At 68.1% G+C, this 25,893-nt stretch carries 31 protein-coding genes; 8 read left to right on the top strand and 23 right to left on the bottom strand.

What is annotated here, in order from left to right:
- From MKK55_RS00415 to MKK55_RS00315, 21 genes are all read right to left on the bottom strand, one after another.
- Window positions 1–2,475 (bottom strand): MHYT domain-containing protein (locus MKK55_RS00415; protein ID WP_243932726.1); only part of this gene is annotated, 2,475 nt, incomplete at its 3' end.
- Window positions 2,476–2,631: 156 nt separating this feature from the next.
- A complete protein-coding gene (locus MKK55_RS00410; RefSeq protein ID WP_147907774.1) occupies window positions 2,632–2,823 on the bottom strand; it encodes a hypothetical protein in 192 nt (63 codons plus the stop codon).
- A gap of 93 nt (window positions 2,824–2,916) precedes the next feature.
- Complete coding sequence (locus MKK55_RS00405; RefSeq protein ID WP_243924409.1) at window positions 2,917–3,792, bottom strand: transglutaminase-like domain-containing protein; 876 nt, start codon at window positions 3,790–3,792, stop codon at window positions 2,917–2,919.
- 94 nt (window positions 3,793–3,886) lie between these two features.
- Window positions 3,887–4,528 (bottom strand): hypothetical protein, encoded by a 642-nt coding sequence (locus MKK55_RS00400; protein ID WP_243932724.1) that lies wholly within the window; start codon window positions 4,526–4,528, stop codon window positions 3,887–3,889.
- Between the two features lie 131 nt (window positions 4,529–4,659).
- The gene (locus MKK55_RS00395) at window positions 4,660–5,646 is read right to left on the bottom strand and encodes a mechanosensitive ion channel family protein (protein ID WP_243932722.1); all 987 of its coding nucleotides are present in this window, start codon (window positions 5,644–5,646) and stop codon (window positions 4,660–4,662) included.
- Window positions 5,647–5,692: 46 nt separating this feature from the next.
- Window positions 5,693–6,865 carry a chromosome partitioning protein ParA gene (locus MKK55_RS00390; protein ID WP_243932720.1) on the bottom strand — a complete coding sequence of 391 codons (1,173 nt, stop codon included), beginning with the start codon at window positions 6,863–6,865 and terminating at the stop codon, window positions 5,693–5,695.
- Window positions 6,866–6,896: 31 nt separating this feature from the next.
- Window positions 6,897–7,208, bottom strand: a complete 312-nt coding sequence (locus MKK55_RS00385) for a hypothetical protein (protein ID WP_243932718.1) — start codon at window positions 7,206–7,208, stop codon at window positions 6,897–6,899.
- A gap of 24 nt (window positions 7,209–7,232) precedes the next feature.
- Complete coding sequence (gene aqpZ, locus MKK55_RS00380; protein WP_243932717.1) at window positions 7,233–8,003, bottom strand: aquaporin Z; 771 nt, start codon at window positions 8,001–8,003, stop codon at window positions 7,233–7,235.
- Window positions 8,003–8,359 carry a DUF3618 domain-containing protein gene (locus MKK55_RS00375; RefSeq protein WP_243932715.1) on the bottom strand — a complete coding sequence of 119 codons (357 nt, stop codon included), beginning with the start codon at window positions 8,357–8,359 and terminating at the stop codon, window positions 8,003–8,005. Before MKK55_RS00375 ends, aqpZ begins: the two co-directional genes overlap by 1 nt.
- Window positions 8,349–8,762: a phage holin family protein gene (locus tag MKK55_RS00370; RefSeq protein ID WP_243932713.1), complete on the bottom strand. Its 414-nt coding sequence runs from the start codon at window positions 8,760–8,762 to the stop codon at window positions 8,349–8,351. Before MKK55_RS00370 ends, MKK55_RS00375 begins: the two co-directional genes overlap by 11 nt.
- Window positions 8,759–9,208, bottom strand: coding sequence for a hypothetical protein (locus MKK55_RS00365; protein ID WP_147907782.1), 450 nt, complete (start codon window positions 9,206–9,208; stop codon window positions 8,759–8,761). The genes MKK55_RS00370 and MKK55_RS00365 overlap by 4 nt, the downstream gene beginning before the upstream one ends.
- A 45-nt stretch (window positions 9,209–9,253) precedes the next feature.
- On the bottom strand, window positions 9,254–9,616 hold the full coding sequence (locus MKK55_RS00360; protein ID WP_147907783.1) for a CsbD family protein: 363 nt from the start codon (window positions 9,614–9,616) through the stop codon (window positions 9,254–9,256).
- Between the two features lie 63 nt (window positions 9,617–9,679).
- Entirely contained in the window at window positions 9,680–9,871 is a 192-nt protein-coding gene (locus MKK55_RS00355) for a hypothetical protein (RefSeq protein WP_147907784.1), read from the bottom strand.
- Window positions 9,872–9,985: 114 nt separating this feature from the next.
- The gene (locus MKK55_RS00350; protein WP_243932711.1) at window positions 9,986–10,432 is read right to left on the bottom strand and encodes a YidB family protein; all 447 of its coding nucleotides are present in this window, start codon (window positions 10,430–10,432) and stop codon (window positions 9,986–9,988) included.
- Window positions 10,433–10,477: 45 nt separating this feature from the next.
- Window positions 10,478–10,735: a 3',5'-cyclic-nucleotide phosphodiesterase gene (locus MKK55_RS00345; protein ID WP_243932710.1), complete on the bottom strand. Its 258-nt coding sequence runs from the start codon at window positions 10,733–10,735 to the stop codon at window positions 10,478–10,480.
- Between the two features lie 83 nt (window positions 10,736–10,818).
- Window positions 10,819–11,709 (bottom strand): YsnF/AvaK domain-containing protein, encoded by an 891-nt coding sequence (locus tag MKK55_RS00340; RefSeq protein WP_243932709.1) that lies wholly within the window; start codon window positions 11,707–11,709, stop codon window positions 10,819–10,821.
- Window positions 11,706–12,203, bottom strand: a complete 498-nt coding sequence (locus tag MKK55_RS00335) for a YsnF/AvaK domain-containing protein (protein ID WP_243932708.1) — start codon at window positions 12,201–12,203, stop codon at window positions 11,706–11,708. The genes MKK55_RS00340 and MKK55_RS00335 overlap by 4 nt, the downstream gene beginning before the upstream one ends.
- A 2-nt stretch (window positions 12,204–12,205) precedes the next feature.
- On the bottom strand, window positions 12,206–13,081 hold the full coding sequence (locus MKK55_RS00330; protein ID WP_243932728.1) for a PhnA-like protein: 876 nt from the start codon (window positions 13,079–13,081) through the stop codon (window positions 12,206–12,208).
- 154 nt (window positions 13,082–13,235) lie between these two features.
- Window positions 13,236–13,496, bottom strand: coding sequence for a GlsB/YeaQ/YmgE family stress response membrane protein (locus tag MKK55_RS00325; protein WP_092045733.1), 261 nt, complete (start codon window positions 13,494–13,496; stop codon window positions 13,236–13,238).
- A 256-nt stretch (window positions 13,497–13,752) separates the two neighbouring features.
- Window positions 13,753–13,932 carry a hypothetical protein gene (locus tag MKK55_RS00320; protein WP_243932707.1) on the bottom strand — a complete coding sequence of 60 codons (180 nt, stop codon included), beginning with the start codon at window positions 13,930–13,932 and terminating at the stop codon, window positions 13,753–13,755.
- Window positions 13,933–14,038: 106 nt separating this feature from the next.
- Window positions 14,039–15,484, bottom strand: a complete 1,446-nt coding sequence (locus tag MKK55_RS00315) for a helix-turn-helix transcriptional regulator (RefSeq protein ID WP_243932727.1) — start codon at window positions 15,482–15,484, stop codon at window positions 14,039–14,041.
- A gap of 302 nt (window positions 15,485–15,786) precedes the next feature.
- On the opposite strand from MKK55_RS00315, the gene MKK55_RS00310 reads away from it, so the two are divergent.
- From MKK55_RS00310 to MKK55_RS00295, 4 genes are all read left to right on the top strand, one after another.
- Window positions 15,787–17,760 carry an AI-2E family transporter gene (locus tag MKK55_RS00310; RefSeq protein ID WP_243932706.1) on the top strand — a complete coding sequence of 658 codons (1,974 nt, stop codon included), beginning with the start codon at window positions 15,787–15,789 and terminating at the stop codon, window positions 17,758–17,760.
- A gap of 66 nt (window positions 17,761–17,826) precedes the next feature.
- Window positions 17,827–18,033, top strand: a complete 207-nt coding sequence (locus MKK55_RS00305) for a hypothetical protein (protein WP_147907794.1) — start codon at window positions 17,827–17,829, stop codon at window positions 18,031–18,033.
- 247 nt (window positions 18,034–18,280) lie between these two features.
- Window positions 18,281–19,480 (top strand): alpha/beta hydrolase, encoded by a 1,200-nt coding sequence (locus tag MKK55_RS00300; protein WP_243932705.1) that lies wholly within the window; start codon window positions 18,281–18,283, stop codon window positions 19,478–19,480.
- A gap of 227 nt (window positions 19,481–19,707) precedes the next feature.
- Window positions 19,708–19,947 carry a DUF1236 domain-containing protein gene (locus MKK55_RS00295; protein WP_313898947.1) on the top strand — a complete coding sequence of 80 codons (240 nt, stop codon included), beginning with the start codon at window positions 19,708–19,710 and terminating at the stop codon, window positions 19,945–19,947.
- Between the two features lie 274 nt (window positions 19,948–20,221).
- Here MKK55_RS00295 and MKK55_RS00290 read toward each other — a convergent pair whose 3' ends face one another.
- Window positions 20,222–20,656 (bottom strand): winged helix-turn-helix transcriptional regulator, encoded by a 435-nt coding sequence (locus tag MKK55_RS00290; protein ID WP_243932703.1) that lies wholly within the window; start codon window positions 20,654–20,656, stop codon window positions 20,222–20,224.
- Between the two features lie 102 nt (window positions 20,657–20,758).
- Between MKK55_RS00290 and MKK55_RS00285 the strand changes: the two genes are divergently transcribed.
- The 3 genes from MKK55_RS00285 to MKK55_RS00275 all read left to right on the top strand — a co-directional run bounded on the left by MKK55_RS00285 (window position 20,759) and on the right by MKK55_RS00275 (window position 24,639).
- A complete protein-coding gene (locus MKK55_RS00285) occupies window positions 20,759–21,529 on the top strand; it encodes an SDR family oxidoreductase (protein WP_243932701.1) in 771 nt (256 codons plus the stop codon).
- A 649-nt stretch (window positions 21,530–22,178) separates the two neighbouring features.
- Complete coding sequence (locus MKK55_RS00280) at window positions 22,179–22,724, top strand: PAS domain-containing protein (RefSeq protein ID WP_187193493.1); 546 nt, start codon at window positions 22,179–22,181, stop codon at window positions 22,722–22,724.
- Between the two features lie 562 nt (window positions 22,725–23,286).
- Window positions 23,287–24,639, top strand: coding sequence for a transposase (locus MKK55_RS00275; protein WP_243932700.1), 1,353 nt, complete (start codon window positions 23,287–23,289; stop codon window positions 24,637–24,639).
- A gap of 169 nt (window positions 24,640–24,808) precedes the next feature.
- Here the strand turns inward: MKK55_RS00275 and MKK55_RS00270 are convergent, their stop codons facing one another.
- On the bottom strand, window positions 24,809–25,207 hold the full coding sequence (locus MKK55_RS00270) for a hypothetical protein (protein ID WP_243932699.1): 399 nt from the start codon (window positions 25,205–25,207) through the stop codon (window positions 24,809–24,811).
- A gap of 47 nt (window positions 25,208–25,254) precedes the next feature.
- Between MKK55_RS00270 and MKK55_RS00265 the strand changes: the two genes are divergently transcribed.
- Window positions 25,255–25,893: alpha/beta hydrolase (locus MKK55_RS00265; RefSeq protein WP_243932698.1), on the top strand; the 639-nt coding region annotated here is incomplete at its 3' end.

Genomic DNA, 25,893 nt, shown 5'->3' with positions numbered 1-25,893 from the left:
GACCTCGGCGCAGCCGGGCAGGTCCCGGAGCCGGTCGAGAAACGAGAACCCGTCCATGACCGGCATGGTCAGATCGAGCAGCACGAGGCGTGGCACGCCGTGCCGGACCTGGTCGAGCGCCTCGCAGCCGTTCCCGGCCTCACGGACAGTCCAGCCGTTGCGCTCCAGCACGGTCCGGAGGCGGTGACGCATGTCGGCATCGTCATCGACCACGAGCACGTCGCCGTCGGCTTCCCGGAACTGTTCCAGGATCGTGCGCAGCCGCGTCCAGTCCACCGGCTTGGGCAGCGCCTCCACCGCGCCGAGCGAGGCGCTCAAGGCCGCGTCGGCGACGAAGCTGACCATCACCACCGGGATACCGGCGGTCCCCGGCTCCGCCTTCAGGGCGGCGAGCACCGACCAGCCGTCCATCTCCGGCATCATCACGTCGAGCAGGATGGCGCGGGGCTTCAGCGACTGGGCGAGGTCGAGCCCGGTACGCCCGTCCCCCGCGGTGCGGACGGCGAAGCGCTGGCGTTCCAGGAACCGGGTCATCAGTTCGCGCTGGTTGGCCTCGTCGTCGATGACCAGCACGAGGTCGCCGACCGTCACCTGGTTTTCTGGAGCCACCGGTGCCGCCTCGACGGCCTGCTCGGGAGCCACCGCCGGGACGCGCAGGGTGAAGCTGGTTCCCTGGCCCTCGACGCTCTCGACGGTGATGTCGCCGCCGAGCAACTGGGCGAAGGCACGGCTCAGCGCCAGCCCGAGGCCGGTCCCCCCGTAGGTGCGCGTCGTGCTCTCGTCGGCTTGCGTGAACCGCTCGAATAGCCGCCCGACCTGCTCGGGGCTCATGCCGATGCCGGTGTCCCGCACGGTGAACCGGAGCCAGTCGCCGGCCGCGGCGACCTCGCGGACGGCCCGCAGCGTGATGGTGCCGCCCTCGGTAAACTTGGCCGCGTTCGACAGCAGGTTGAACACACACTGGCGCAGCTTGGTCGCGTCCGTGCGCGCCCGGCCGACATCCCCGGCGACGTCCAGCGCCAAGACGTTCCCCTTCTTGGCCACCAGAGCCTCCACGGTGCCGGCGGCGTCCGTGACGAAGTCGGCGACGTCGATGTCTTCGGAGTAGAGTTCCATCTTCTCGGCCTCGACCTTCGACAGGTCGAGCACGTCGTTGATCAGCCCGAGCAGGTGCTGGGCGTTCGACTTGATCTTGCCGAGGTCCTTCAGCAGGCTGTCTTGGCCGAGCTCCTCCGCCTCCTCCTCCAGCATCTCCGAGTAGCCGATCACCGCGGACAGCGGCGTACGCAGCTCGTGGCTCATGTTGGCGAGGAAACGGCTCTTGGCCCGGCTGTGCTCCTCGGCGGCGTCCCGGGCCTCCTTCAGGGCGACCTCGGACGCGTGGCGCTCGGTGATGTCCTCGTGGACGCCGACCCATTCCCGGATCGTACCGTCGGCGTCGCGCACCGGCACCGCGCGGGCCACGTACCGCCGCCATTCGCCGTGGGCGGTGCGCACGCGATGCTCGGCAGTGTACGGGTATCCGGCGCGAAGGGCGTCGGTCCAGGTGGCAACCGTCGCCGGAAGGTCCTCGGGATGGATCGCCTTCGCCCAGCCGGCGCCCATGTACTGCTCCGGGGCGTGCCCGGTAATGCCGGCCCACCCCGCCTGCTCCTCGACGAAATGTCCGGCGGCGTCGGTGGTCCACATGATGCCGTTGACGGCCCGGACGGCGGATCGGAAGCGCGCCTCGCTGACGTGCAGGCGCCGCTGCACCCGGCGTTGGTCGAGCGAGGAGGCCATCATCGCGAGGAACAGGATCAGGAAGGTCACGCCGGCCACCGCCAGGGCGACGTCCCGCTGACCGGTCGCCAGTGTGGTCGCGTGCGCGGCGTGGGCGCCGGCCTCCTGCGCCGTGAACGTCGCCGCCGCCATGCCGGTGTAGTGCATGCCGGCGACCGCAAGGCCCATCACGCAGGCGGCGGCGAGCTTCTGCCATGGCCGGTTGCGGCGGAAGGTCAGCCACAAGGCGGCGGTCGCGGCGGTGACCGCGATGGCGACCGACACCGCCACGACGGCAGGGTCGTAGGCGAAGTTGCCGGGCACGCGCATCGCCGCCATGCCGGTGTAGTGCATCGCCGCCACGCCGACTCCCATGAGCGGGCCCGCGACCAGCAGGGACCGCGTGCCGGTGCCCCGGCGCGCCACCCAGGCGAAGGCGGCGGCGGTGACGCCGACGGCGATCAGCAGCGACAGCAGCGTCAGGCCGAGGTCGTAGGCGGCGGGCAGTCCCATCTCGAAGGCGAGCATGCCGACGAAGTGCATCGACCAGATGCCCCCGCCCATCGCCACCGCCGCGCCCGCACCCCAGGCCCAGCGCGGACCGACGTCCGGCCGGCGCACCCGCGCGCCGAGGTCGAGGGCGGCGTAGGACGCGAAGACCGCGATGACGATGGAGAGCGCGACGAGGAGTGGGTTGTATCCGGTATGGACCATGGGAATTCCGGTGTGTGTACGCGGTCCGTACCACCGAAAGGCAACGACCTTGGGGCACTCGCCCATTCGTGAACGGGCCGGGCGATCCGGTTTCCGGCGCTCGGTGGCTGGATTCGAGCCGTCCGTACGTAGATCCGCACCGGTGTATGCGGATGCCTAGAGCAGGAAGCGGACGCAGGCAGCCAAGGCGGCCGTCGAGGCGAGCGGGACGCCGAGCGCCGCACCCAAGGCGAGGCCTCGCCCCGTCATCGGCATGTTGTCGTTGCCGGCTTGCATGGCCAACCTCAGATGCCACAGCGCGATGGCCTCGCCGGGCGTGACGGTGCGGGACGTGGTGCCGGGGATCAAGGGCCGTCCCTCCATCGATTGCGAGTGCCCCCACCGGCGGTTCGCATGCGACGCTGGACCGGCCGTGGGATGAGGTTCCGGCGTCACCGCGGTTCAGGCCTCCGAGGATGCCGGCGACCTCGCACCCGAATGGGGCTCCGTCGTGGCCTCGTCGGCAACCTCCACCGTGTGCACGTCGAACTGCGCCAGCAGCGCCGTGCCGAAGCTCGTCGAGATCGCGACGTCGGTGGCGTCCCGACCGCGGGCGATCACGATGCGTCCGATCCGGCGGGCGTTATGGCGGGCGTCGAAGGTATACCATCGCGGCCCCTCGGGACCGTCGAGGAACACCTCGAACCACGCAGAGAAGTCCATCGGGTTCGGATCGACCGGAACGCCGATGTCACCCAGGTAGCCGGTGCAGTAGCGCGCCGGGAAGTTCATGCATCGGCACAGGGTCACAGCGAGGTGGGCGAAGTCGCGGCAGACGCCGACGCGTTGGTTGAACCCGTCGAACGCGGACCGCGTCGCATCGGCGAGCTGGTAGTCGAACCGGATGCGCTCGTGCGCCCACGTCACGATGGCCGCGACCCGCGCCCACCCCTCGGGCGCCCCGCCGAAGAGCGACCACGCGGTACCGGCGAGCTTGTCGGTGTCGCAGTAGCGCGAGCCGAGGAGATAGATCAACACCTCGTCCGGCAAGTCCTGGACCGGGATCTGCCGCGCGTCGGGGGCGTAGGCGTCGGGCTCGCCGCTGTCGTGGATCAGGAAGTCGGCCGAGACGGTGACCCGCCCGCCGGGCGAGAGCAGCCTCACGCAGGTGTTGCCGAACGCGTCGGTGTACTTCCGCATCGGAACCGGCGGGTCGACCCGCATCGCATCCGAGGACAGCAGGTCGTGGGCCCGCGACGGATGGACGTCGAGTTGGTAGATGATCGGCGTCGGCCCGAACGTGTCGTAGCCGATGGTGTACCCCGTCCTGATCCTCATGCTCATCCCCGTGAATCGAGTCCCGTCGTCCCGTCCCGCTCGGCGGCGACCATCGAGGTCTGCATGAGCCGTGCCCGTGTTCCGAGAGGACGGCTCAAAGCGTCAGAAGCAACGTGGAATACCCGGCCGCTCCCAGCGCGAAGGCCCAGAACCGGCTCTGCCGCTCGCTCGGCACCTCGTTCTTCAAGACGTTGAGGATCACGCCGCCGCCGAGGAAGGCGGTCAGCGCGGCGATTGCGGCACCGGACACGGTCGTCAGGGCGCCGAGCGCGAACCCCGCGAGCACGGCGGCGGCCAGGACCCAGCGGCCGATCCTGCGGTAGGCCGCCTTGTGGTCCTCGTTCAGGCCGTAGTCGGTGACCACGAAATGCAGCGACATGGCCACCGTGAAGAAGGCCAGGAAGGCGAAGGTCATGACCTCGCGGTGCAGGAGGAGGTACCCGACGAGGCCGTTGTAGAGGCCGAAGGATGCCATTTGGATACAGAACACGCCGACCCCGGTGCCGACGTCGGACGCCGCGGTGGAACTCCGGGCATCGGTGACCGCGAGGCCGGCGCGGCGTGATCGGTCGACCTTCGCCAACCGGTCCAATCCGTAGAAGGCCATCAGGCCGGCAAGCGCGATCAGGTAGACATGCCGCTCCGAAAAGCCCCCGAAGGTGCCGCCGGCCATCCGGCCGACGCTGGCCTCGCCATCGGCTAATTCCGGCAGGAAGTGGACGAAGACGTAGGCCACCGCGACCCCGCCGGCGGCCGACAGCCAGATGCTTCAGGGCGAACCGTCGAGGAAACGCAAGGTAGGCGTCACGACGTGGACGAGCGCCAGCACTACCGCCGCCAGGGCAGCCAGGAACGGAATCGTGGTCGTCACTCGGCAGTTTCCGAAGAGGCGGCGGCACGCCCCATGCGGCGCCGACCGGCGAGCTCGACCGGCGGTAGCCCGACGATGTCGTAGGTCGCCGACGCGATGCCGATGCCGGCGTCGTCCAGGCCGGCCAGGATCTCGCGGCTCATCGCGTCCTTGGCCCCACGAATTTGGTGTGTGCCGAGGATGAAGCGGACGGTGAGCTCCAGCCAGTTGTCGGTGATGCGGAAGAACACCCGCGGCTCCAGATCGACCGGCTCGACCCCGAAACGGTCCTGTAGCCGCGCCTTGGCCTCCCCGGCCATCGCGGTGGCGTCGAGGGCGTGCCGGCGCGCGGCGGCGAGCATGATCGCCTCGACCTTCAGGCGGTCGGACTCGTAGGTGATGGGGATAGCCATCTCCTCCCAGATAAAGGGGAAGTCGCGGGTGTAGTTGAACACCGGTTCCGAAGAGATCTGCGCGTTGCTCACGGTGACGATGCGGCCGGTGAACTGGCGGCTCCTGACCCACATCGCCGGGCTGCTGCCCTGGACCGCCGGGGGCTGGCCCATCTCCATGATGGTGGTCTGGATGAAGCCGAGGCGCAGCACGTCTCCACGCACGCCGCCCATGGTGATGCGGTCGCCCACCGTAAAGGTCGAGCCGCGCAGGATCACAAAGTAGCCGGCGAGCGACGTGATCACCTGCTGCAGGGCGAAGGCGAGGCCGGCCGAGAGCAGTCCGAAGGCGGTGGCAAGCCGGGCCGGGTCGTTGAACCAGATCGAGAGCAGCCCGAGGACCAGCAGCACCGCCGCGAGCAGGCTGATGCCCTGGCGCGTCCAGAACTTGGTCTGGAGCGTGGAATGGTCGGTGCGGGTCAGGACTAGCCCGACCAGCGCCCGAAGGCCCATGCCACCGCCGACGACCACCGCGATGAACACGAGCGAAAGGACGAGTTTCCGCCCGTTCTCGGCGTTGACGCCGACCCAGTCGATTCCGAGGAAATGCAAGTCTTCGCCCTTCGGGTAGGTCGAGGTGTATCGACGATGTGCCGGTTCAGTCCGCCTTCGGTACGGTGGTGGGCGCCGGAGACTGGGACGGAACGGGCTGCACCGTCATGGCCGGGGGCTGGTCCGAGAGCCCCTGCCGGGCTTCCGCGAGCTTAGCCTGGGCTGCCGCGAGTTCCTGGCGGGTCATCCCGAGCCGGTCTTCGAGGGTGGCCATCTCCTTGTTGCGCGTGGCCAGCGTCTCGGTCAGGGAGGCGAGTTGCGCCTGGGCGTCGGCCTGTTGCTTCCTTAGCGCTTCCACCGCTGCGGTCGCCCCGTCACGGTCGGCCGTCAGCTTCTGGATGGCCTGCTCGGCCTGACCGCGCTCGGAGATGACCCGGTCCCGCTCGGCCTGGGTCGTGGCGAGATCCTTCCGGGTCGACGCCAATCCATCCTTGGCCTGCTGCAGTTGCTGGCCGGCCTGGGTGATCTCGGCGGTCAGCTTGTCCTTGTTGGCGTCGAGGCCGGCGATGGCCTGCTCCAGCTCGCCCCGCTGCCTCGTCGACTGCTCCGTGGCGGTACGGGCGTCCGCAAGTTCCTTCTGCGCCGCGGCCGAGCCCTCGCGGGCCTTCTGCTGGCTCTCCTCGGCCTTGGCCAAGTCAGCGGTCTTGGCGGTCGCCTCCTGGGACAATGCGGCGATGTCGGCACGCAGCTTGGCCTCCTGCTGGCGCGTATCCTCAAGGCGGCGCCCGACGTCGGCGAGCTCCTTCGTCCGGGCGGACGCCGCCTGCTCGGCCGCGGTGATGGCCTCCTTCATCGGCGCGAGCTTCTGCTCGGCCTGGCCGACCTGCGCCTGAAGGTCGGCCAGCTTCCTGGCCTCGGCCTCGGATGCGGACTTCGCCTCGGTCGCCTTCCCCTCCGCCGCCTGTCGCTCCGAGGCGAGGTTCGCCGCCTTCGCCTTGGCCTGCTCGCCGGCCTGGGTCGCGTCCCGGTCCTGCTGCTGGGCCGAGGCGATCCTGGCCTGGAGCGCGGCCAAAGTGCCGGCGGTCGACCGCTGCTGGTCGAGGTCACCCTGGAGCGCCGTCTGCCGGGCTTCCAGATCACCGATGCGGTGGTCCCTCGTCGTCCGCTGCCTGGCGCCGGCGATGGACGCCACGACGAGCCAGACCAGGAGAACCGCCGCCACGACGGCGAGGCTGAACGGGAGGGGTCGGCGCAGTTCCGGGCGATAGTCGATGGTCATGGCGGTCTCGCGGGCTTGGAGGGGTTTGGGGTCAGATCGAGGAGGCGGCCTCGCCCGGGGTCGGTTCGGCACCTGCGGCTCCGGGCTCGAGTCCACGTACGGGCGGGGCCGAGCCCGCATGTGCCGCCTCGACCAGGGAGCCGATCATCGTCAGGAGCGCGCGGTGCTCGGGCGATCCGTTCCCGGAAGCCAGGAAGCTCGTAAGCTCGATCCGGGACGGCGCCCCCCCGGACGGTCCGCTCGGCTCGTGGAAGACGAACACGTCGGCCTGGTCGTCGCCGTGGCAGAGGAACCAGCGGTCGTCGTTGCTCCCCGCGTGGATCAGCGTCCGTATGGTGGTCATCGACGGGTCCCTCGGGAGGTGGTGCTAGAACTCGGTCGGCTTGATGCCCGCCTTCTCCAGTCGCTGTTCGAGCTCGGCCGGAAGGGCCTGCACCGCCTGGCGCACCGGCATCTGCAGCACCGGATCGAGGGCACGCATCGTCGAGTACAATCCCGCCGCGGCGGCTCCGCCGAGGAGCGGAGCGAGAACGAATAGCCAGAGCTGCCCCACGGCGTCCCATCCGGCGAACAGGGCCGGGCCGATGCTCCGGGCCGGATTGACCGAGGTGTTGGTCACCGGGATCGAGACGAGGTGGATCACCACCAGGACGACGCCGATGGCAAGGCCGGCGAAACCCACCGGCGCCTTCAAGTCGGTCGCCCCGAGTATGGTGAGGACGAGGAGCGCCGTCATCACGAACTCGACGATGAACGCGGCACTCGCTTTGTAGTGGCCCGGCGAGCGCACGTCGTAGCCGTTCGATGCGAAGCCCGAGGAGACGTCGAAGCCGGGATGGCCCTGCGCCACCACGTAGAGGACGTAGGCCGCCACGATGCCGCCGAGGACCTGCGCGGCGACGTAGCCAGGCAGACGGGCGGCGTCGAACTTGCGGCTGAGCGTCAGCCCCAGGGTCACCGCAGGATTGAGGTGGCAGCCGGAGATCGGTCCGAGCGCGTAGACCATCGCCATCAGGACGAAACCGAAGGAGAGGGCGACGCCGGCATAGCCGATGTGGTCGGCGGCCAGGACCGCGCTGCCGCAACCGCAGAACACCAGGACGAAGGTGCCGACGAACTCGGCGACGTACGGGCGCATCAGCGGGATTCCTTCGGGATGGTGGCCCCGGGGTTCGGGTTGGAGGTGACGGCCGCCGCGGCGTACCGGTCGGGATCGCGCACGGCGCGGTAGGTCGCAGCCGGTCGCCGCCCGCCACCCTTCAGCAGCATCGCCACGCCGAGGCACATCAGCAGGACAGGCACCGGGTTGCGGCGGACCGCTTCGAGGGCGCCGTCGTAGAGGTCGGCCCCGGTCCCGTCGCGGCGGACGGTGCCGAGCATGTCCTCGACGATGCCGGTGGGGGTGAGGCGCTGCGTAAGCCTGTCGAGCGTCCGGTCCAGGCGGCCACGGCTCTCCTCGATCTCGCGTTCCAAGGCATCTGCGTCACTCGTCATGCGTCACGCGCTCCTTGATGACGGTGGCGTCGTGCCGAAGCTGTCGGCCCGTCCGGGTCGGGACGAGCCCGTCGACCGAGAACCGGCGTCTGGCGAAGAACGCCAGAACAACGCCGGTGACGAGGAAGGCGACGCCGACGATCAGGGCGGCGAGCGCCTCCGAGCCGACGACGGTGGCGAGCCACTTCACCAAGGCGTCGACCAACTCCAGGAAGCCGACGACTGCGAACACGGCCGCGCCGGCCATCGCAGCGAGGCCGACGATCAGACGTCGCAGGTTGTCGGCCATCTCCTGGCGGAACAGGGCGATCTCGCCCCCTAGGACATCGCCGGCACCCCGGAGTGCTTCGGCGAGTAGGCCCTGGAGCCCGCCGGACGGCGGGGGGTGGGGAACGGCGCTCACGGATACCCGCCCCATGCCTGCTTGTGCTCAGGAACCTGCGACTTGCGGGCATCGCCTTCGCCGGACCGGAGGACGTGGAAGGCACCGTACCCGAGCGCTCCCACCACCAGGGCCGTCGCCAGCGGATTGCTACGCGCGGCTACCTCGGCATCACGATAGAGCTCTCGCCAGCCGCGGCGAGCGACATGACCCGAGAGCGCATCGAGGTTGTCGGCGACCGTGTGGACGAACGGCTTCGCCTGCGTCTGTCCGTCAAGCTCTTTGCCGCCCGAACGCAGTGCCCGGGCGAGTTCGGACAGGAAGCTGGCCGCCTCGCTCTTGCGCCGGTCTGCATAGCCACCGGCTTGGTCGCGCACGGCATCGGCCAAGCCGGCCGGCGAGCGTGCCGCCTGCATAGGGCCATCGGCGGCTGGGGCCGGCCCCGCAGGTCGGGTGGGATCGTTCACGGTGATGCTCCGGACCTGCGAGAGGACTTTGATGGGCTCCCGGGCCTAGCGGCGGCCGTGGACGACCATGGCGAGGAGGTAGCCGAGCGCGCCGGCCATCGCCGCCATCATCAGCGGGGACTCCTTGGCGTAGCTCGTCACCGTGTCGGCGCCCTGGCGGTAGGCGCGCTCGGCGTCGGGGAAAGCATCGCGACCCTGCTTGAGCGCGCCCTGGGCGAGGTCGCCGGCCTGGTCGGCCACGTCGCGCACGGCGTCCTTGGCCTGCCCGTACAAGTTCTCGACGTTGCCCTTGGCCTCGTTGGCCGCGCCCTTGGCCTGGGTCTCGCGGTCGCTGGTGAGGTCGCCGACGGCGCCCTGGACCTTGCCGCCGAACTCCTTCGCGGCGCCGGTGATGCGGTTCTCGTCCATGGTTCTTCTCCTGGTTTGGTCCCGGACGCGCGGGATGCGCGTCCGGGGATTGGGTCGGGTCGATTACTTTCCGGCGCTCTTGCCGTGGGCCTTGGTCGAGCTTTCGTGCGCCTTCTCGGAGTGGCCGTGGGCCTCCTTCGAGTGCTTGGCAGCGGCGGTCTCGTCGCCCTTCTCGTGATGCTCGGCCGCGGTCTTGTGCGACTTGGCGGCGGCCTCGTGGTGCTTGGCAGCCTCGGCGTGCGCGGTCTTGGCCATGGTGGTGTTCCTCGAATGGCACCGTCACGGTGCTCGTTGCGGTCGCGTCGACCGGCGCGTGCGGTCGGAAAAGGACCCGACCGGCGTGCGGGATGTCCTCAGGCGCGAGGCGCGTCAGTGCGCCGGCAACCTGCCGTCGGGGGTGTAGCGGTCGACCGCCGACGGAAGCTCCCGTGAGAGCCTGGAAAGGAGTTCGTCGCTCGAAAGGCCGGTCTGCTTTGTCAGGGTCGCGAGCAGGTCGGAGCCGAGGGCGGAATGCATGTGCTCAGCCGGAATCTCGGTGTTCCGGCCCTGCCGGACCCATGAGTCCGCAGCCTCGCCGTGACCGTTGCCGCGGAAATGCTCGATCCGCTGGCCAAGGCCCCCGCCGAGCAGTCCACCGGCACCGGCACCACCGAGGTTGCCCAAGATGCCGTCGAGCCCTGGTTGGCCAGGCGTGGCACCGGACGGGTTGGCTTCGGAGGCGCCCTTCAGCATCTCGGCGATCTTGTCCTTGTTCTGGTAGCCCGACACGGCGAGCAGCCCGAGCAGGGCGGTCATGGAGGGGAAGCCGTCACTCATGTTCATTCTCCCGTTCGGGTGTTCGACGTACGGGTTCGGGGCGGCTCAGGACCTCGAACCGGTTCCCTTGGATGCCTTGTATTCGTCGATGGCGGTCCGGCAGCCGGGCGAGAGCTTGCCCATGTTCCTGCCGAAGCACGCGACCACCTCCGGGTCCTTCGGGTCCATGCCGTTGCAAAGGCTGAGATAGTCCCCAGAGCAGGACGTCCGGAGATGGCCCGTGGCGGCATCGTCGCCCTGGGCGCCGGCGGATCCGGCCGCCATGACGAAGGAGAGGACAAGGAATCGGGTGATGCGGATCATGGGGCGGCGGCCGTGCCTGTTGCTTGCCCGAGGGTTCGCGCGTCAGAAGGGAGAGGTCCGCGGGACCCCTCCCGACCAGGCGCTCAGACCGGCTTGCGCGGGGCGGTCCCGACGGTGCCGGCCGTACCGGTACGCTCGACGTTACCCCGCTCGTCGGTGACCTCGACCTCGGTGTGGCGTACCTTGTCGGTCACGGTCTCGACCCGCTGGGTCGCGTCCTTGCGGATGCCGACCTCGCCGACGACGCGGGCCTCCTTCGAGACCACCGCCTGCTCGCGCATTTCGGTCGCCTCGATGACCTTGTCCTCGAACAGGGCCATGTCCCCCGGCGTCACCGCCCGGTCGACCACGCGGCGGTCGACGCGTACGGTCTCGTCGTGCAGGGTGACATTCTCGCTGACGTCCTTCTCGACCGCGTAGGAGCGCACCCGCACCCGGCCGCTGTCGACCATGCGCTTGCCGACGTTGAGGCGCTCCTCGACCACCGGGATGTAGTCGGTGCGCTGCGCGGTCTCCTGAGCCGCCACGGTCTCGGTGGAACCGGCCGCACGCAGCCCCGTCGTGGCAGTCGCCGATGCGGGAGCAACGGCCGCGACCGGCGCGCCCGCAGCCTGCCCGTTCCAGCCCTCCTTGCGCCAGGACGCCTCGCGCTCGTCCATGTCGACCGAGCCGTGCTCCTCCAGGATGTCGTAGGTACGCTCGGCGTACCCGTCCTCTACGGTCGCGGTCAGCATGGTGCCGCCGCGGTTCAGTCCCTCGGCGTGGAGGTGGCGGTCCTCCTCCGGCATGAAGAACTCCTTCAGCGAGCCCCACATGCCGCCCTCGTGGGTCGTGGCGACGCCGGTCGTCGTGCCCGCCTCGCTGCCGGATAGGATCCGGACGCCAACCTCGGGGATGCCGATGGCCACAAGCTTGGCCTTCGCGGCCGTCGCCTCGGGGTAGGTGTCGTACATGGCGGTGATGGTCTGGGTCATGGTTCGACCTCCGATGGGGGTGCAGGGGACAGGGCCGTGACGTGCCCCTCGGGGGACACGCGTTCGATCACGGCGTGCAGTCTGCGCAGCGTCACCGGCATCTCGACGTCCTCGCCCGCCGTGGTCTGGCGGACATGCACCTCCTCCCGCAGGACAAGGCGCTTCTCGACGACGAGGATCTCTTCCAAGACCGGGATGATCGTTACCCCGTTCTTCTCGCGGACCACCGGGGGCACTTCGCCCTCGGCCAGGGTCCGGTTGATGGCCACCCGGGTGACCCCGACCATGTCACTGCGCAGGGTCTCGCGCAGGACTTCCTCAACCGTCTCGGTCCGGGTCGAGACCCGCACCCGTCCGGTCTCGACCGCACGCTTGTCGATGCGGGCGGTCTCGGCGATCAGCGGGAGGACCGCCTCCTCGCCGACGGCGAGCTCCGCCGCCTGATTGTCCCGCGTCCGAAAGGGATGCGGCTCGGTGGCGGCGGGGACCCTCACGATCAGACCCGGCGCTGGGTCGTGATGGCGGGTGCGGTGCGGGTGAGCACCGGGTCGACGGCTGCACCGCGGCCGGCGAAGTAGGCGGCCAGGGCACCGAGGATCAGTGCCAGGGCGCCGTAGAGCGCACCCTGCGAGCCGACGCGGGCGGCGGTGTCGGCCGCCTGCTTGGCCTGCTCCTTGGTCTTGGCGACCGTGTCGTTGAACTGCTGCACGTATTGGGCGACCTGGGTCCGGGCCTGATCGACCGGGATGCCCTGCGCCTTTGAAAGCGCCTGAGCCGCTTTCTCCTGCGCATCCTTCTGCTGGGCGGCGTCACCGGTCACCGCAGCGCGCATGGCGCTGACGGCAGCGTTCTTGAGGGCTTCGGGGTCATTGCCGGTCGTGCCGCGGACCTGGCTCTCGATGTTCGAGAACGGGTTGTCCATGCCCGGCAGCGACGGGGCAGCAGCCTGGGCTGCCGTCTTCACCGAGCCGCCGATCAGGTTGCCGGCGCCACCGAGCGTGCTCGACACCGCGCTCGACGCGCCGCTGACGATGCCGCCGACCGCCGAGGACAGCAGGTACACGACGACCATGGTCGAGACCGCCCAGGCGATCAGCCCATGATAGGCGGTGGTGGTCCGAGCCGGCTTGCCCGAGAGGCGCCCGGCGAGCCAGCCGCCGGCGGTGGAGGCGAGGATGCCGGAGATCACGAACCAGATACCGGCGCCGGACGAGAGCGACCCGGCGGTCGGGGTGCCGTTGCCGGCCGGGTCGACGGTCGAGAGCCCGATCCCAAGCCCGACCATGTTGAGGATGACCTGGGCGACCAGCGCGATCACGGCGCCGGCGATGACGGCACCCCAAGAGATGGAGTGCAGCGCCATCGTGCGCATATCCTCGGCCGGGGCGGCCGGGCTGGTGGTCGGCAGGTCGCGATCATAGGCAGAACGGGTGGTATCGGGGGATAACGCCATCGTAGTAACTCTCTCGTCGGGGGTGGTCGGGTCGGGCTTCGGCCGAGGATCGGCGGAAGTGGGTTCGGACGGGTCAAAGAACCCGGCGGCGGCCCATCAGGGCGTGGTAGAGCCACAGCACCACCACGGCGCCGACGACGGCGACGAGCAGGCTGTAGAGGTTGACCCCGGACACCCCGGGCTGGCCGAACTGGTTGAACAGGAAGCCGCCGACGACGGCGCCGACGACGCCGAGCAGGATGTCGACGACGAGCCCCTGGCCGGTGTTGTTGACGATCTTGGAGCCGATGAAGCCGGCGATCAGGCCGAGCACGATCCAGGCGAGGAGGGACACGGGCGGTCTCCGGGCATGCGCGGTCGGTCGGTGCCGAGGCCACGCGGGAAAGGATAGGGTTTGGGCTACTCTCGGTCACGGCGGTCGCGGTTAAGCGGTTGCCTACCGCCGAACTTGCCTGCGTTCGTCCGCTCGACGGTCGGACCCGATACGCGACAAGCGCTCCCGGGACCGCGATGTTCCGCCGATTAACATCCAATAAAGCCGCAAGATCACCGCGTCGGATCGTAGCGAATATAGGCGGTTTCGGTTTTCGTCAGTCGGCGCCGGGTTCGAGCTTCCGATCCTTGCGTCGTTTCCCCCTGGGGTTCGACGGAGTGATCCCGGGTTCGCGGCCGGGATCCCCGGTGAGCTTCTCCAGGGCGTCCCGTACCGAGGCCCTGACCTGTTCCAGGGTCGGCTTGGGTTCGTCCGTCGGCTTGGGTTCGTCGGCCATTCGCTTTACCGGTCGACGCCCAGCCCTGCGTCGTGGCTGAAGATGGCCCTGGTCCCGTCGCGTGCAAATCGTCGGAACGTACCGGTTCGGATGTTTTATGTACCGGTCAGGTCACGGGGAAGCCGTGGTCCCGGCCCCAGACCACGGCCTGGGTGCGCCGGTTGACGCCGATCTTACGGTAGAGCGCGGCGGCGTGGTTGCGCACGGTGCTTCCCGATAGCACCAGAGCCTGGCCGATAGCCTTGTCACTATGTCCCCGGCAGATCAGGTCGAGCACCTGCCGCTCGCGGGCGGTGAGGTCGGGCGTTGCGGGCCGCGCACCCTCGCCGGGGTTCCGCAGAACCGAAAGCTTCTCGACCAGGCCGCGGCTGAACCAGGAGGCGTCGGTCATCACCGTCTCGATGGCCGAGTACAGCTCGCGCTCGGAACGCTTGCGCTCGGTGATGTCCTGAAGCACGGCCAGCACGGCATCCTCGCCGTTGATGACCACGCGTTCGGCCGAGACCAGGCAATCGAGCGCCGTCCCGCCCCCGTCGCGCACGCAGGTCTCGACGCCGAGGGCGGACCCTTCGTGAGCCAGGGTCGCCTCGAACCGTTCGCGGGCGGCGTCGTCGACCCATAGGCCGGTCTCGGCGACCGTCCGCCCCAGGGTATCCCCCTCGGCACGGCGGAACACCCGGACGAACGCCTCGTTGACGCCCGTCACGGTGTGATCGTTCGCGCGGGTCAGCACGGTCGGAACCGGGGTGAGCCGGAACGCCTTGGCAAAGCGCTCCTCGCTCTGGCGCAGGGCGGTCTCCGCCTTTCGGCGCGGTTCCAGGTCCGCGAAGGTGAACAGCATGCAGGCGACGTCGCCCATCTCGATGGGTTGGCCGGCGACGATCACGGCGTGCGTGCCACCGCCCGGGCGCTTCAGGAACGCCTCGCGATGGGGGATCGGCTCTCCGGCGTTCAGGTGCTCCAACGCCCTCTCGCGCCCGTGGGCGTCGGCAAGGAGGTCGACCTCGTACACGCTGCGCCCTAGGACCTTATCGCGCACGTAACCCGTGATCTCCAGGAAGCCCGCGTTCACGCGGACCAGCCGCAGGTCGGTCAGGCGGACGATCACGGCGGGGGCGGGGTTAGCGGCGAACGCGCTCTCGAAGCGCTCCTCGGCCTCGAATTGTGCCGAGATGTCCTTGATGATCAATGCCAGGAAGGTCGGGCGGCCGCCCGCGTCGGTGACCACGAGGCTGCGCAGGGAATGCACGAAGTCGATACCGGGCCGGTCGGCGTGCCTGACCTCGACGACGACGTCACGGAAGGTCTCGCCGTCCATGACGCGCTCAATGGGGTAGCGGCCGGGCGCACGGTTGTTGCGATAACGCAGGCTGAAGCGCGCGCGGTAGGCGTCGACCGTCGCGCCGAGGTCGGACAGGGCCGCCACGCCGTGCATCGCCAGCGCCGCGTCGTTAGCCCAGGAGATGCGCTGGTCCGGCTCAACCAGGATCACCCCCTCGCTCAGGCCGGCGACGAGCTGGCGGAGTTCCGAGCGGTTGGCATCGGTCGCGATGGGTCCACGTCCGGGGCCATGGCCGCCAGCGCCCCGTGGTTCGATCTCGCGCCCGGGGGTGCGTCGGCTTCCGACCGAAGCATTTTTCGGGTTGACCTTTGGATTCATGGTCGCCCCCGTAGGCTTGGCTCAGCGTCGCGGCAGGGCGGCAGGGCGGCAGGGCCGGATCGTGTTAGGTAATACTAGCATGTCGGGCCGTGGGCGTCCCCGTCCGCAACGCCACGAGGTCATCCGGGACAAATCGAAGCTTTCGGCGTTGAGGTGCGATGCGCCGCGGAACGTGGCGTGACCGGGAATCCCGCATGCCGATGGACGACGCCGTAGCCGCGAAGCCGCCCGCCCAGGTGCCGCCCCCGCTCGTGCCTGGCCTGCGCGGCCTGCTGACCCTCGCGGTCGGGGTCGTGCTGATCGCGGCCCTGTACTTCGGGCGCGAGGTGTTCATCCCCCTCGTGCTGGCGGTGCTCCTCAGCTTCGTCCTGGCCCCGGTGGTCAACCTGCTGCGTCGGATCAAGCTCGGGCGCGTGCCCTCGGTCATCGTCGCCGTTCTGCTCGCGCTCGGCGTCATCGGCGGCATCGGCGCGGTCATCGGCACGCAAGTGGCCGGGCTCGCCGGCAACCTCCCGCAGTACCAGGCCACGGTCTCGAAGAAGTTCGCCGGCCTGCAACAGGGTTGGCTGGGCGAGGCCAATCGGGTCATCGCCAAGTTCAGCCATCAGGTCCACGATGCCACCCAGAAGGCTGACGCCGCCGACACCACCGCAGCGACCGGCCCGGGCGGCGACACCCCGAAGGCGCAGCTCGTCCGCGTGCAGGAACCCGAGATCTCGCCGCTCGCGCTCGCCGAGAAGGTATTGGGCCCGATCTTCGAGCCGCTGACCACGGTGGGCATCGTCCTGGTCGTGGTCGTGTTCCTGCTCCTGCAGCGCGAGGACCTGCGCAACCGCATGATCCGCCTGTTCGGATCGAGCGATTTGCACCGCACCACTGTGGCGATGGACGACGCGGCCGGACGGCTCGGGACCTACTTCCTGGCTCAGCTCGGCATGAACGCCGCGTTCGGCGTCATCGTCGGCGTCGGCCTGTGGTTCATCGGCGTGCCCAACCCGCTGCTCTGGGGCGTATTCTCCGCGCTGATGCGCTTCGTGCCCTACATCGGCGCTTTCATCTCCGGCATCCTCCCGGTGGCGCTGGCGGCGGCCGTCGATCCGGGCTGGAACATGGTCATCGCCACCGCGGCCCTGTTCCTGATCGCCGAGCCGGTGTTCGGGCAGGTGATCGAGCCCCTGCTCTATGGGCACTCCACCGGGCTCTCGCCCTTCGCGGTGATCGTCTCGACCCTGTTCTGGGGCTTCCTGTGGGGGCCCATCGGCCTGATCCTGGCGACCCCGTTCACCGTCTGTCTGGTCGTGCTCGGTCGCCACGTCGACAGCCTGGAGTTCCTCGACATCTTGCTGGGCGACCGGCCGCCGCTAACGCCGGTGGAGAACTTCTACCAGCGCATGCTCGCCGGAGACCCGGACGAGGCCCGCGACCTCGGCGAGCAAATGCTGAAGGAGCGCTCCTTGTCGTCGTACTACGACGAGGTCGCGTTGAAGGGCCTTCAGCTCGCCGCAAACGACTACGCACGCGGGGTCGTCACGCCTGCGCAGCTGGAGAACATCCGGGCGTCGTCCCGCTCCCTGGTCGAAGACTTCGAGGACCATCCCGACGTCGAGCCAGCCGGCACGGACGCGACGGTGAACCCGAACGACACGCCGACGCTCGCCGAGCGGGCGCATCCGAAGAACGAGGCGGTACCCGGTCAAGCGCCACCTCGCGAGGCGCTGCCGGAGGCGTGGCGCGGCGAGGCGCCGGTGCTGTGCCTGGCCGGCCGCGGCCCCCTCGACGAGGCCTCCTCGGCGATGCTGGCGCAACTCCTGCGCAAGCACGGACTTGGGGCGCGTGTGACGGCCTACCAGTCCGCCTCGCGCGAAGGCATCCGCGACCTCGACCTCTCGGGCGTGGCGATGGTGTGCATCTCCTACCTCGACATCACCGGCAACCCGTCGCACCTACGCTACCTGCTGGAGCGTCTCCGTAGGAAGTCGCGGGACGTCAAGCTGTTGGTCGGACTATGGCCCCAGGGCGAGGCGGTCCTGACCGATACGGACCTCGGTCAGCAGGTCGGGGCCGACGCCTACGTTTCGTCGCTGCGCGGTGCGGTCGAGGCGTGCCTGAGGGAGGCGGGCGCGACGAACACGGGCGACGAGACCCCGGCCGCGGCGAACGCCGCCTGAAGCTGGAACCCGCCGATGGCTTGACCGTTGTTCGGACGTCTTACAGTCAAGCCTCGGACAGCCGCCGTGAAGACAGTCTTCGCCGCCCTCGCGATCTTCCTGGTGGCCGCAGCACCGGCCATCGCTTCCGAGACGTCGAACGTCGTCAGCGGCGTCTCGAAGCCCGCGACGGTCCAGATGGTCGTTGTCATGAACGCCGCCCCGGTACCCGTCGCGCAGGTAGCGTCGACCAAGAAGGTTCGCATCGTCCTCGCCTCGCCCTTCGGTAACTGAGCTCTGCCGGCCGGCACGGTTGTCCGATGGTCCAGGAGCTTATCTTCGGGCTTGCCGTCCGCACCCCGCCGTAATCATCCGCTAGGACTTCCCGGCCTCGACGGAGCGTGACCCGGTCACCTGTCCCGGCCATGGTTCGGGGGTACGGGTGTTTCCACGGTTTGCATGTGCCGAACGGGCACTGGCCGCCACGCTGGTAGCCGCCGTCCTCGTAAGCCTCGGGGCCTGCGGCGGACGCCCGACCGGCGTGTTGCTGCCCATCGCCGACGCGGCACCGGTCGCGGGTACGTCCCGTGTCGATATGCTGGTCGCTACGACCCGCAAGTCCGCGACCGACCGCGGGGTACTGTTCTCCGGCGAGCGCGGCGAGGCCGTGACCTACACCGACCTCGCGGTGTCGATCCCGCCGGACGCCACCCGCCAGCCCGGCACCGTGCAATGGCCGGAACGCCTCCCCGGCAACCCCGCCACCGACTTCGTGGCGCTGCGCGCCGATCCGGTCGACCGCTCGAAGGTCGCGGCCTGGACCGGAAAGGCGGTGCACGGACGAGGCAAGCGCCACGTCCTGGTGTTCGTGCACGGGTTCAACAACAAGTTCGAGGATGCCGTCTTCCGGTTCGCGCAGATCATGCACGATTCCGGTGCCGAGGTCGCACCGGTGCTGTTCACCTGGCCGTCCCGCGGCTCTGTGCTCGCCTACGGCTACGACCGGGAAAGCACCAATTTCTCTCGTAACGGCCTGGAGACCCTGCTGCGCGACCTCGCCAGGGACCCGAACGTCGGCGAGGTAACGGTGCTCGCCCACTCAATGGGCAACTGGCTCACCCTGGAGAGCCTCCGACAGATGGCCATCCGCGACAAGCGCGTGGCGCCCAAGATCCGGAACGTCATCCTGGCCGCACCCGACGTCGACATGGACCTCGCCCGGGGTGCCTTCCACGATATGGGCAAGGATCGGCCGCGACTAACCCTGATGGTGTCGGGCGACGACCAGGCGTTGGCGGTCTCGCGTCTCGTCTGGGGGGACAGCGTGCGACTGGGAGCCATCGACCCGAACGCCGAGCCGTACAGGTCCGAGCTGGAGCGCGAGAACATCGGCGTCCTCAACCTGACCTCGGTAAAGTCCGACGATGCACTCAATCACGGCAAGTTCGCCTCCGGGGACGTGGTCGCGCTTCTGGGCAAGCGCCTTGCCGACGGGCAGCCGATCTCGGACGGCCAGATCGGCATCGGCGACAGGCTAGTGAGCACGGCCGCCGGGGCCGCCTCGACGGTCGCCACCGGTGCCGCACTGGCAGTCGCCGCCCCGGTGGCCATGATCGACCCGCAGACCCGCGAGACCTACGGCGACCACCTCTCGAACGTCGGAAGCGGTTTCAAGGACACCGTCGGCTCGACGGCCGACCTCGCCGCCGCGCCCTTGCGCGCTGTCACGGGCGGTCGCTGATCATCCGAAGCAAGTAAGTCTGGATGGGGCTGACTCCTCAGCCCTGCGCAGAAGAGATGATAGTGTGGAATGTCGGGCTCACCGTTGCTGCGGAGCCGTTGGCGTGGATGGGCCTCGTCCAGGCCCAGGGCCTGGAACATGGGGCTCAAGAGTGTGCTATCCGGGGTTAGATGATCGCCGGTCCCCTCGGGGCCGTCGTTGGCGATGCGGTCGGTGCGATGGTCAGCATGGCCAACGGCAGTCCCGGCGTCGACCGCCGTGCGCGTTTCCTGATCTATGCGCTGGGCGAGCGGCGGCCGTCCTTCGCCTACGTCGGTCCCCTGCGGGTCGGTACCATTCTGCCTGAGGACGGTGTTATCTACTACGACGTGCCCACCGAGTTCGCCCTGCCGAACTACAGCTACACCGTCGTCAACGACCACCCGTGCTCGTTGACCCGCGCAGGCGCCGTGTTGTCGAGATCATAGAGTAGAAATGGTTCGATAGCAGGCTGTCCGCTTTTCCGATGGGCCTACTCTCAAGCGGCCGTTCCGCTTTCGGCCAGCTCCGGTCGCGTTGGTGGGCGCTGCTGAACGGCTGGGTTGGGTGGTTTTCTGCCGGTCTGTTTACAAGCAGTAACCGATGGAAGCGGACATCACCGCCGTTCCCGCTCACGACCCCTTCACAGACCTTCGGAAGGTCCGCTTGCAGGCGCCCTAATTAGACCCGGGGAGCTGCGGTCAGCCTCTGGGTAAGACCAAGTTACGCTTGAACGGGTCGTCGGCACGCTCGCGACGCAAAAGCCTCGCGTGCCCGCTTGATCTCGGCATGGTGCGTCTCCGCCCAGATCCACACACCGCAGAATGCGGCACCCAGGCTCTCACCAAGCGGCGTGAGCGCGTAGTCCACGTGGGGCGGGATCACCGGGTGCGCCGTCCGACGCACCAAGCCGTCCTGTTCCATCTGGCGAACTGTCTGGGTCAGCATCTTTTGGCTGATGCGGCCGACCGCCTTGCCGAGTTGGGTGAAACGCAGCGTGCCGCGCTCGTGCAGGGCTTCGAGGATCAGCATGGTCCACTTGTCGGCTACCTTGCCGATAATGTCTTGGACCAACGCCTCGATGGCCGGGTCGGTCTCGGTCGGGACCTGTTCCTTCCGACGCTCCTCGTTCCGTGGATCGGCCTCTGCCCTACGCATCCGACACTCTCCGTTTGGTGCGTATAAATCTTTTCGGTGCCTACTTCGGTTCGGAGAGCATGAGCCATAACCTCATGGGCGACAACAACGAAGGTCGCTCACATGAAGACGTCAGGGAACACCATCCTCATCACCGGCGGCGGCTCCGGCATCGGCCAAGCCCTCGCCCAACGCTTCCACGACCTCGGCAACACCGTCATCGTCGCCGGCAGGCGGACGGAGGCGTTGCAGCGGACGATTGCCGGACGTCCGAACATGCATGCCATGGCGTTCGATGCCGACAGCGCTGAGGGAGTGGCCGACTTCGCACGACGCGCGACGGCCGAGCATCCGGCCCTCAACGTGGTCATCAACAACGCCGGGATCATGCGCTCCGAGGCGCTGGACCAGCCTCGTGACCTCTCGGACGCGGAGGCAACGGTCATCACCAATCTGCTCGGCCCCATCCGGCTGACCGACGGCCTGATCGACCATCTCGGCCGGCAGTCCGATGCTGCCTTGGTGAACGTCACCTCCGGTCTAGCCTTCGTGCCTCTCGTGTCGGCCCCGACCTACTCGGCGACCAAGGCCGCCCTGCACAGCTACACGGTCGCGCTGCGCGAGGCGCTTAAGGGCAAGGTCGAGGTCATCGAGCTGGTGCCGCCGGCAGTGCAGACCGACCTCACCCCGGGACAGGCGACACGCCAAGGATACCTGCCACTGGCCGACTTCATCGACGAGGTCATGTCGTTCTTCCAAGAGCAGCCCACCCCGCGTGAGATCCTGGTGCAGCGGGTCCGCTTCCAGCGTCAAGCCGAGGCGGAACATCGCTTCGACGAAGCGGTGACGACCCTCAACGAGACGGCTCGCAAGGCCCGCGAGGCGCAGCAGTAAGAACGAAGGGCGCGGTCGACGATCCATGCTCCGCCGTTTGTCCCGGCGAAGCTAGGTCTTCTTTCGGCCGCGCCAGCGAGGACTGTTTCCCATCCGAAGCAGGCCTTGGGAATGTCTGCTTCCAAGCACTTCGTAAGATAAAGCCGCGCGACCAATCAAGACAGGGGGACGGCACGCTGGCCGCCTTCTATGATCAACATCGATCCCACGTGCCCAGGAGCACTTCGAACGAGTAGCAGACAGCAGCCGCGAACCGAACGCCGCCCCAAAATAGCGAGTACTCGCGCCCGTAACAGTATCTTGCTATGTTTTGTGCTGAATGAGGCCCTGGATGGCATCCAACGCATCTTCACGCAATCTGTTAGTAGTAAGATGCTCCCACAATTGCAGCATTCGATCGGTTTGCTAAAATCTTATAAAATCTTCGCCAAAGCCATACAAGTCATCTACGGATATGCGAAGCGTATCTGCAATCCGCTTCAAACTCTCATGACGAGCGTCTTTCTCGTTGAGCATATTGCCCTCCAAAGATTGTCGGTCGTGTGCGGTCGTAGGGGGTACCATCCCGCTTGGTTGTAACGCGAACGACTTGTGCGTTCAAAGGTTGTGTCAGCATGTTGGCCCGACCGAACTGAGGCGGGAGGTGCTGGTGATTTTCACGACCGACGCTCAGGGCGAAGTCACGTACATCTGCCTCGAATGGTTCTCCTACGCCGGGCAGACACGTGAGGCCGCGTACCGGGACGGCTGGACCACGTCAGTCCTGGAGAGCGACCAGGGTGCTGTCAGGGCCATCCTCGCGGAGGCCGCCCAAGCCCAAGCCGAGTTCAGCGTCCGGTTCCGCATTCGGTGCGCAGACGGGTCGGTGCGGTGGCTGGCGGCTGGAGGCGTTCCCTCATTTGGACCGCCGGGGCGCTCGTTCCTCGGCTATCTCGGGTCCATGATCGAGTTTGCTCCGACCGAGGCGACTGAGATCGCAGCGTATGGTGGTATCGAGAGGTTCGTTCCACCGCCAACACACGTGGCCACACAGGCCGTGGCACCGCTCGACACCATCGCGGATCACCTCATCATCGTGCATGCGCTGATGGAGCAGCACGACGTGATGTCAGGTCTGAAGGAGGTCAAAGGCGCATTGTTTAGGGTCGGTCAAGCGTTGGCCCGTGGGGATGGATCGCGGTCGCAGGTCAACTGAGTGACTGCAACCTCGTGCCCCGCTGCAGGCGCACCTTGCTAACTACTTCGTTGGCTTTGACGGCGGTCGAGGCAGGACGCGGATCTGGACGAGTTTTCCGGTCCGAGGGTCGAGCACTACCACCATGTCATACCCCCTACGATCAGATGCTTTACTTCAACACCACGCGGAACACAGCCTTGATCCTCCGGGCGGTCGCTCACGATCATCGTCGCCTGGCAGTGCGTGCTACAATACTATGCAACTGATGGTTGTAAAGTGCGTAGGCGCTCAACTGACGCAATAAGGCAAGGCTTGACCCTCCAGGAAGTTCGGTTGGGGTGTAAGCCTCGCAGCCGTGCGTGCCATGGATCGGAAACCGAACGTCCGCTTCGGGGCGAAGGGCTAAGGTCTGATTGCCACCCCGAGCAGAAGTTGCCGGAGGGCTGACAAACGTCCGCTTCGGGGGAACGCCGACAGCGCTTCCGGCGGCTGGGTTGGGTCGATTCTGTTGAAAAACTCGGGTGTTGCAGCGGTTGTGATGAGGTGATTCACTCCTGTCGAGAGACGGAGATCGAAGCAGATGATGGGACCTCGGCAAGTCGAGCAGGGTGCCTTGTTCTACGAGTTCTCGCTCGACACTCACGTTCCCGCCGACCATCTGCTTCGCTCCATCGATCGCTTCGTCGACCTTGCCGGCCTGCGCCAGGAGCTAGCCCCGTTCTACGCTTCGACGGGCCGCCCCTCCGTCGATCCCGAGTTGATGATCCGCATGCTGATCGTCGGCTACTGCCTCGGCATCCGCTCGGAGCGCCGGCTGTGCGACGAGGTCCACCTCAACCTCGCCTACCGCTGGTTCTGCCGGCTCGGACTCGACGGCCGGGTGCCGGATCATTCCACCTTCTCCAAGAATCGCCATGGCCGCTTCCGCGACAGTGACCTCCTGCGTCGTCTGTTCGAGACTGTGCTCGCTCGCTGCATCGCCGAGGGCCTCGTGGGTGGCGAAGGCTTTGCCGTCGATGGCAGCCTGATCAGAGCCGATGCCAATCGGCAGAAGGGGGTCGAAGGCTCTGCCGGCCTGCCGCCTGAGGTCGTGAGCCGCGCCGCACAGGAGTACCTCGCCGTCCTCGACGAGGCCGCCTTCGGGGCCGCAACGCCGGTGCCGCCCAAGTTCATCTCGCCCGCCGATCCGGCCGCGCGCTGGACCGGAGCGCACGGCGGGCAGGCGTTCTTCGCCTACACAGCCAACTATCTGATCGACCTCGACCACGCGATCATCGTCGACGTCGAGGCGACCACGGCCATCCGGCAAGCCGAGGTCACAGCGGCTAAACGCATGATCGCGCGTTCGCGCGAGCGCTTCGACCTCTATCCGGCCCGGCTTGCCGGCGACAGCGGTTACGGTTCGGCCGCGATGCTGGGCTGGCTCGTCTACAAGCAGGGCATCGAGCCGCATATCAGCGTGTTCGACAAGTCGGCCCGCACCGACGGCACCTTCTCACGCGCCGACTTTACCTACGACCAGCCGGGCGACGTCTACCGCTGCCAGGCGGGCCAGATGCTGACCACGACCGGCACCCTGGTCAATGACGGGGCGACGCTGCTGTACCGCGCGAGCAAGTTCGACTGCGCGCCATGCCCGTTGAAGGCGCGGTGCTGCCCGAACGAGGCGGTGCGTAAGGTTCCGCGCTCGATCTACGAGGGCGCGCGGGACATGGCCCGCGACATCGCGCGCTCCGAGGAAGGCAAAACCTCGCGGCGCGAGCGCAAGAAGGTTGAGATGCTGTTTGCCCACCTCAAGCGTATCCTGAAGCTGGACCGCCTCCGGCTGCGAGGGCCGAACGGAGCAAGAGACGAGTTCCACCTCGCAGCCGCCGCCCAGAACTTGAGGAAGCTCGCAAAGCTCCTCCCGATCCCGCAGCCGAGCCCGGCCTGACCGGCTGGCGACACCCAGCTCGAGGGCGAGGGCTCATCCCGCCCCTCTCCGATCTCGGCCGCCAACGAGTTTTTCAACGAAATCGGTCGGAAGCGGACAGTCAGCTTTAGGGAAAAAGTTCAGAGGCCGCTCTTCACCCGGTGCGGACGTCCAGCGCTGGTACCATGCGTCAGATTTCCACCACGAGGAGGGCCTTTTTCGACGATTGGCGGAGGGTTGTGGCGTCCCCGGTTTTCAGGGGGCGAACCTGGTTGGCGTGCCACGCCGGCGAGGCAGGGAGGCCCAGGCGACCAAGGTGCCCGAAGACGTGCTCGAAGGCGCCGGCGACGGCCAGCTCGAACGAGCCGTCGTCCTTAACCGACGCAGCCTCCGGACCTTCGCGACGCTGCGGTGTTTCCCGGTTTCCCTCGGCATGGCGTTCCTCGGGACCGGAATGGACGACGGCATCGTGGGACGGGCGCGATCCTGAATCGAGGTGCTTGGAGGCGGCCGGATCGGCGGCCTCGGGCCTTGGCCAGGCCCGAGCGCCGGGGAACGCGGAACGGCAGGCGCCGTTGCCTACGTCCATGCCCGGCCCGCGTCGGGACGGGTCAAATCTTTGATACGAGATACCACATGCATCTTCGCTCCAGGACGATCCGCATCGCCGCCCTTCTCGCCGGAACCAGCCTGCTGACCGCCTCCTCGGCTTGGGCGCAGGCGCAGCCGACGGTGAAGGACCACCTCGACGCGGCGGTGTCGACGGTGACCGGCTCGCCGATGGCCAACCTCGACGTCGACATGAAGCACGTTCTCGACGCGATGAAGTCGCTCGATCCGAAGCCGATCCCGAAGCTGTCGCCCCAGGAGGCCCGCCAGCAGCCGAGCGCGGCCGACGGCGTCAAGGCGCTCCTGAAGGAGCAGGGCAAGACCGCGGCACCCGAGCCGGGCGTGACCACGAAGGAACTCGCCTACGACACGGCGGGTGGATCGCAGAAGGTCCGGATCTACACGCCCGACGGCGCCGCCGGCCCGCTGCCGGTCGTGGTCTACTACCACGGCGGCGGCTTCGTGATCGCCGACCTCGACACCTACGACGCGACCCCGCGTGCCATCGCCAAAGGCGCCAAGGCGGTGGTGGTCTCGGTCGAGTACCGGCACGCGCCGGAGGCGAAGTTCCCGGCCCAGCACGAGGACGCCTTCGCCGCCTACAAGTGGGCGCTCGCCAACGCGAAAAGCTTCGGCGGCGACCCGTCAAAGGTCGCTCTGCTCGGT

Origin of the sequence: Methylobacterium sp. J-059 (assembly GCF_022829485.1) — a bacterium.
GTDB lineage: Bacteria > Pseudomonadota > Alphaproteobacteria > Rhizobiales > Beijerinckiaceae > Methylobacterium.
The sequence above is the reverse complement of the archived record's forward strand: the minus strand, read 5'-3'. Positions and strand labels throughout refer to the sequence as shown.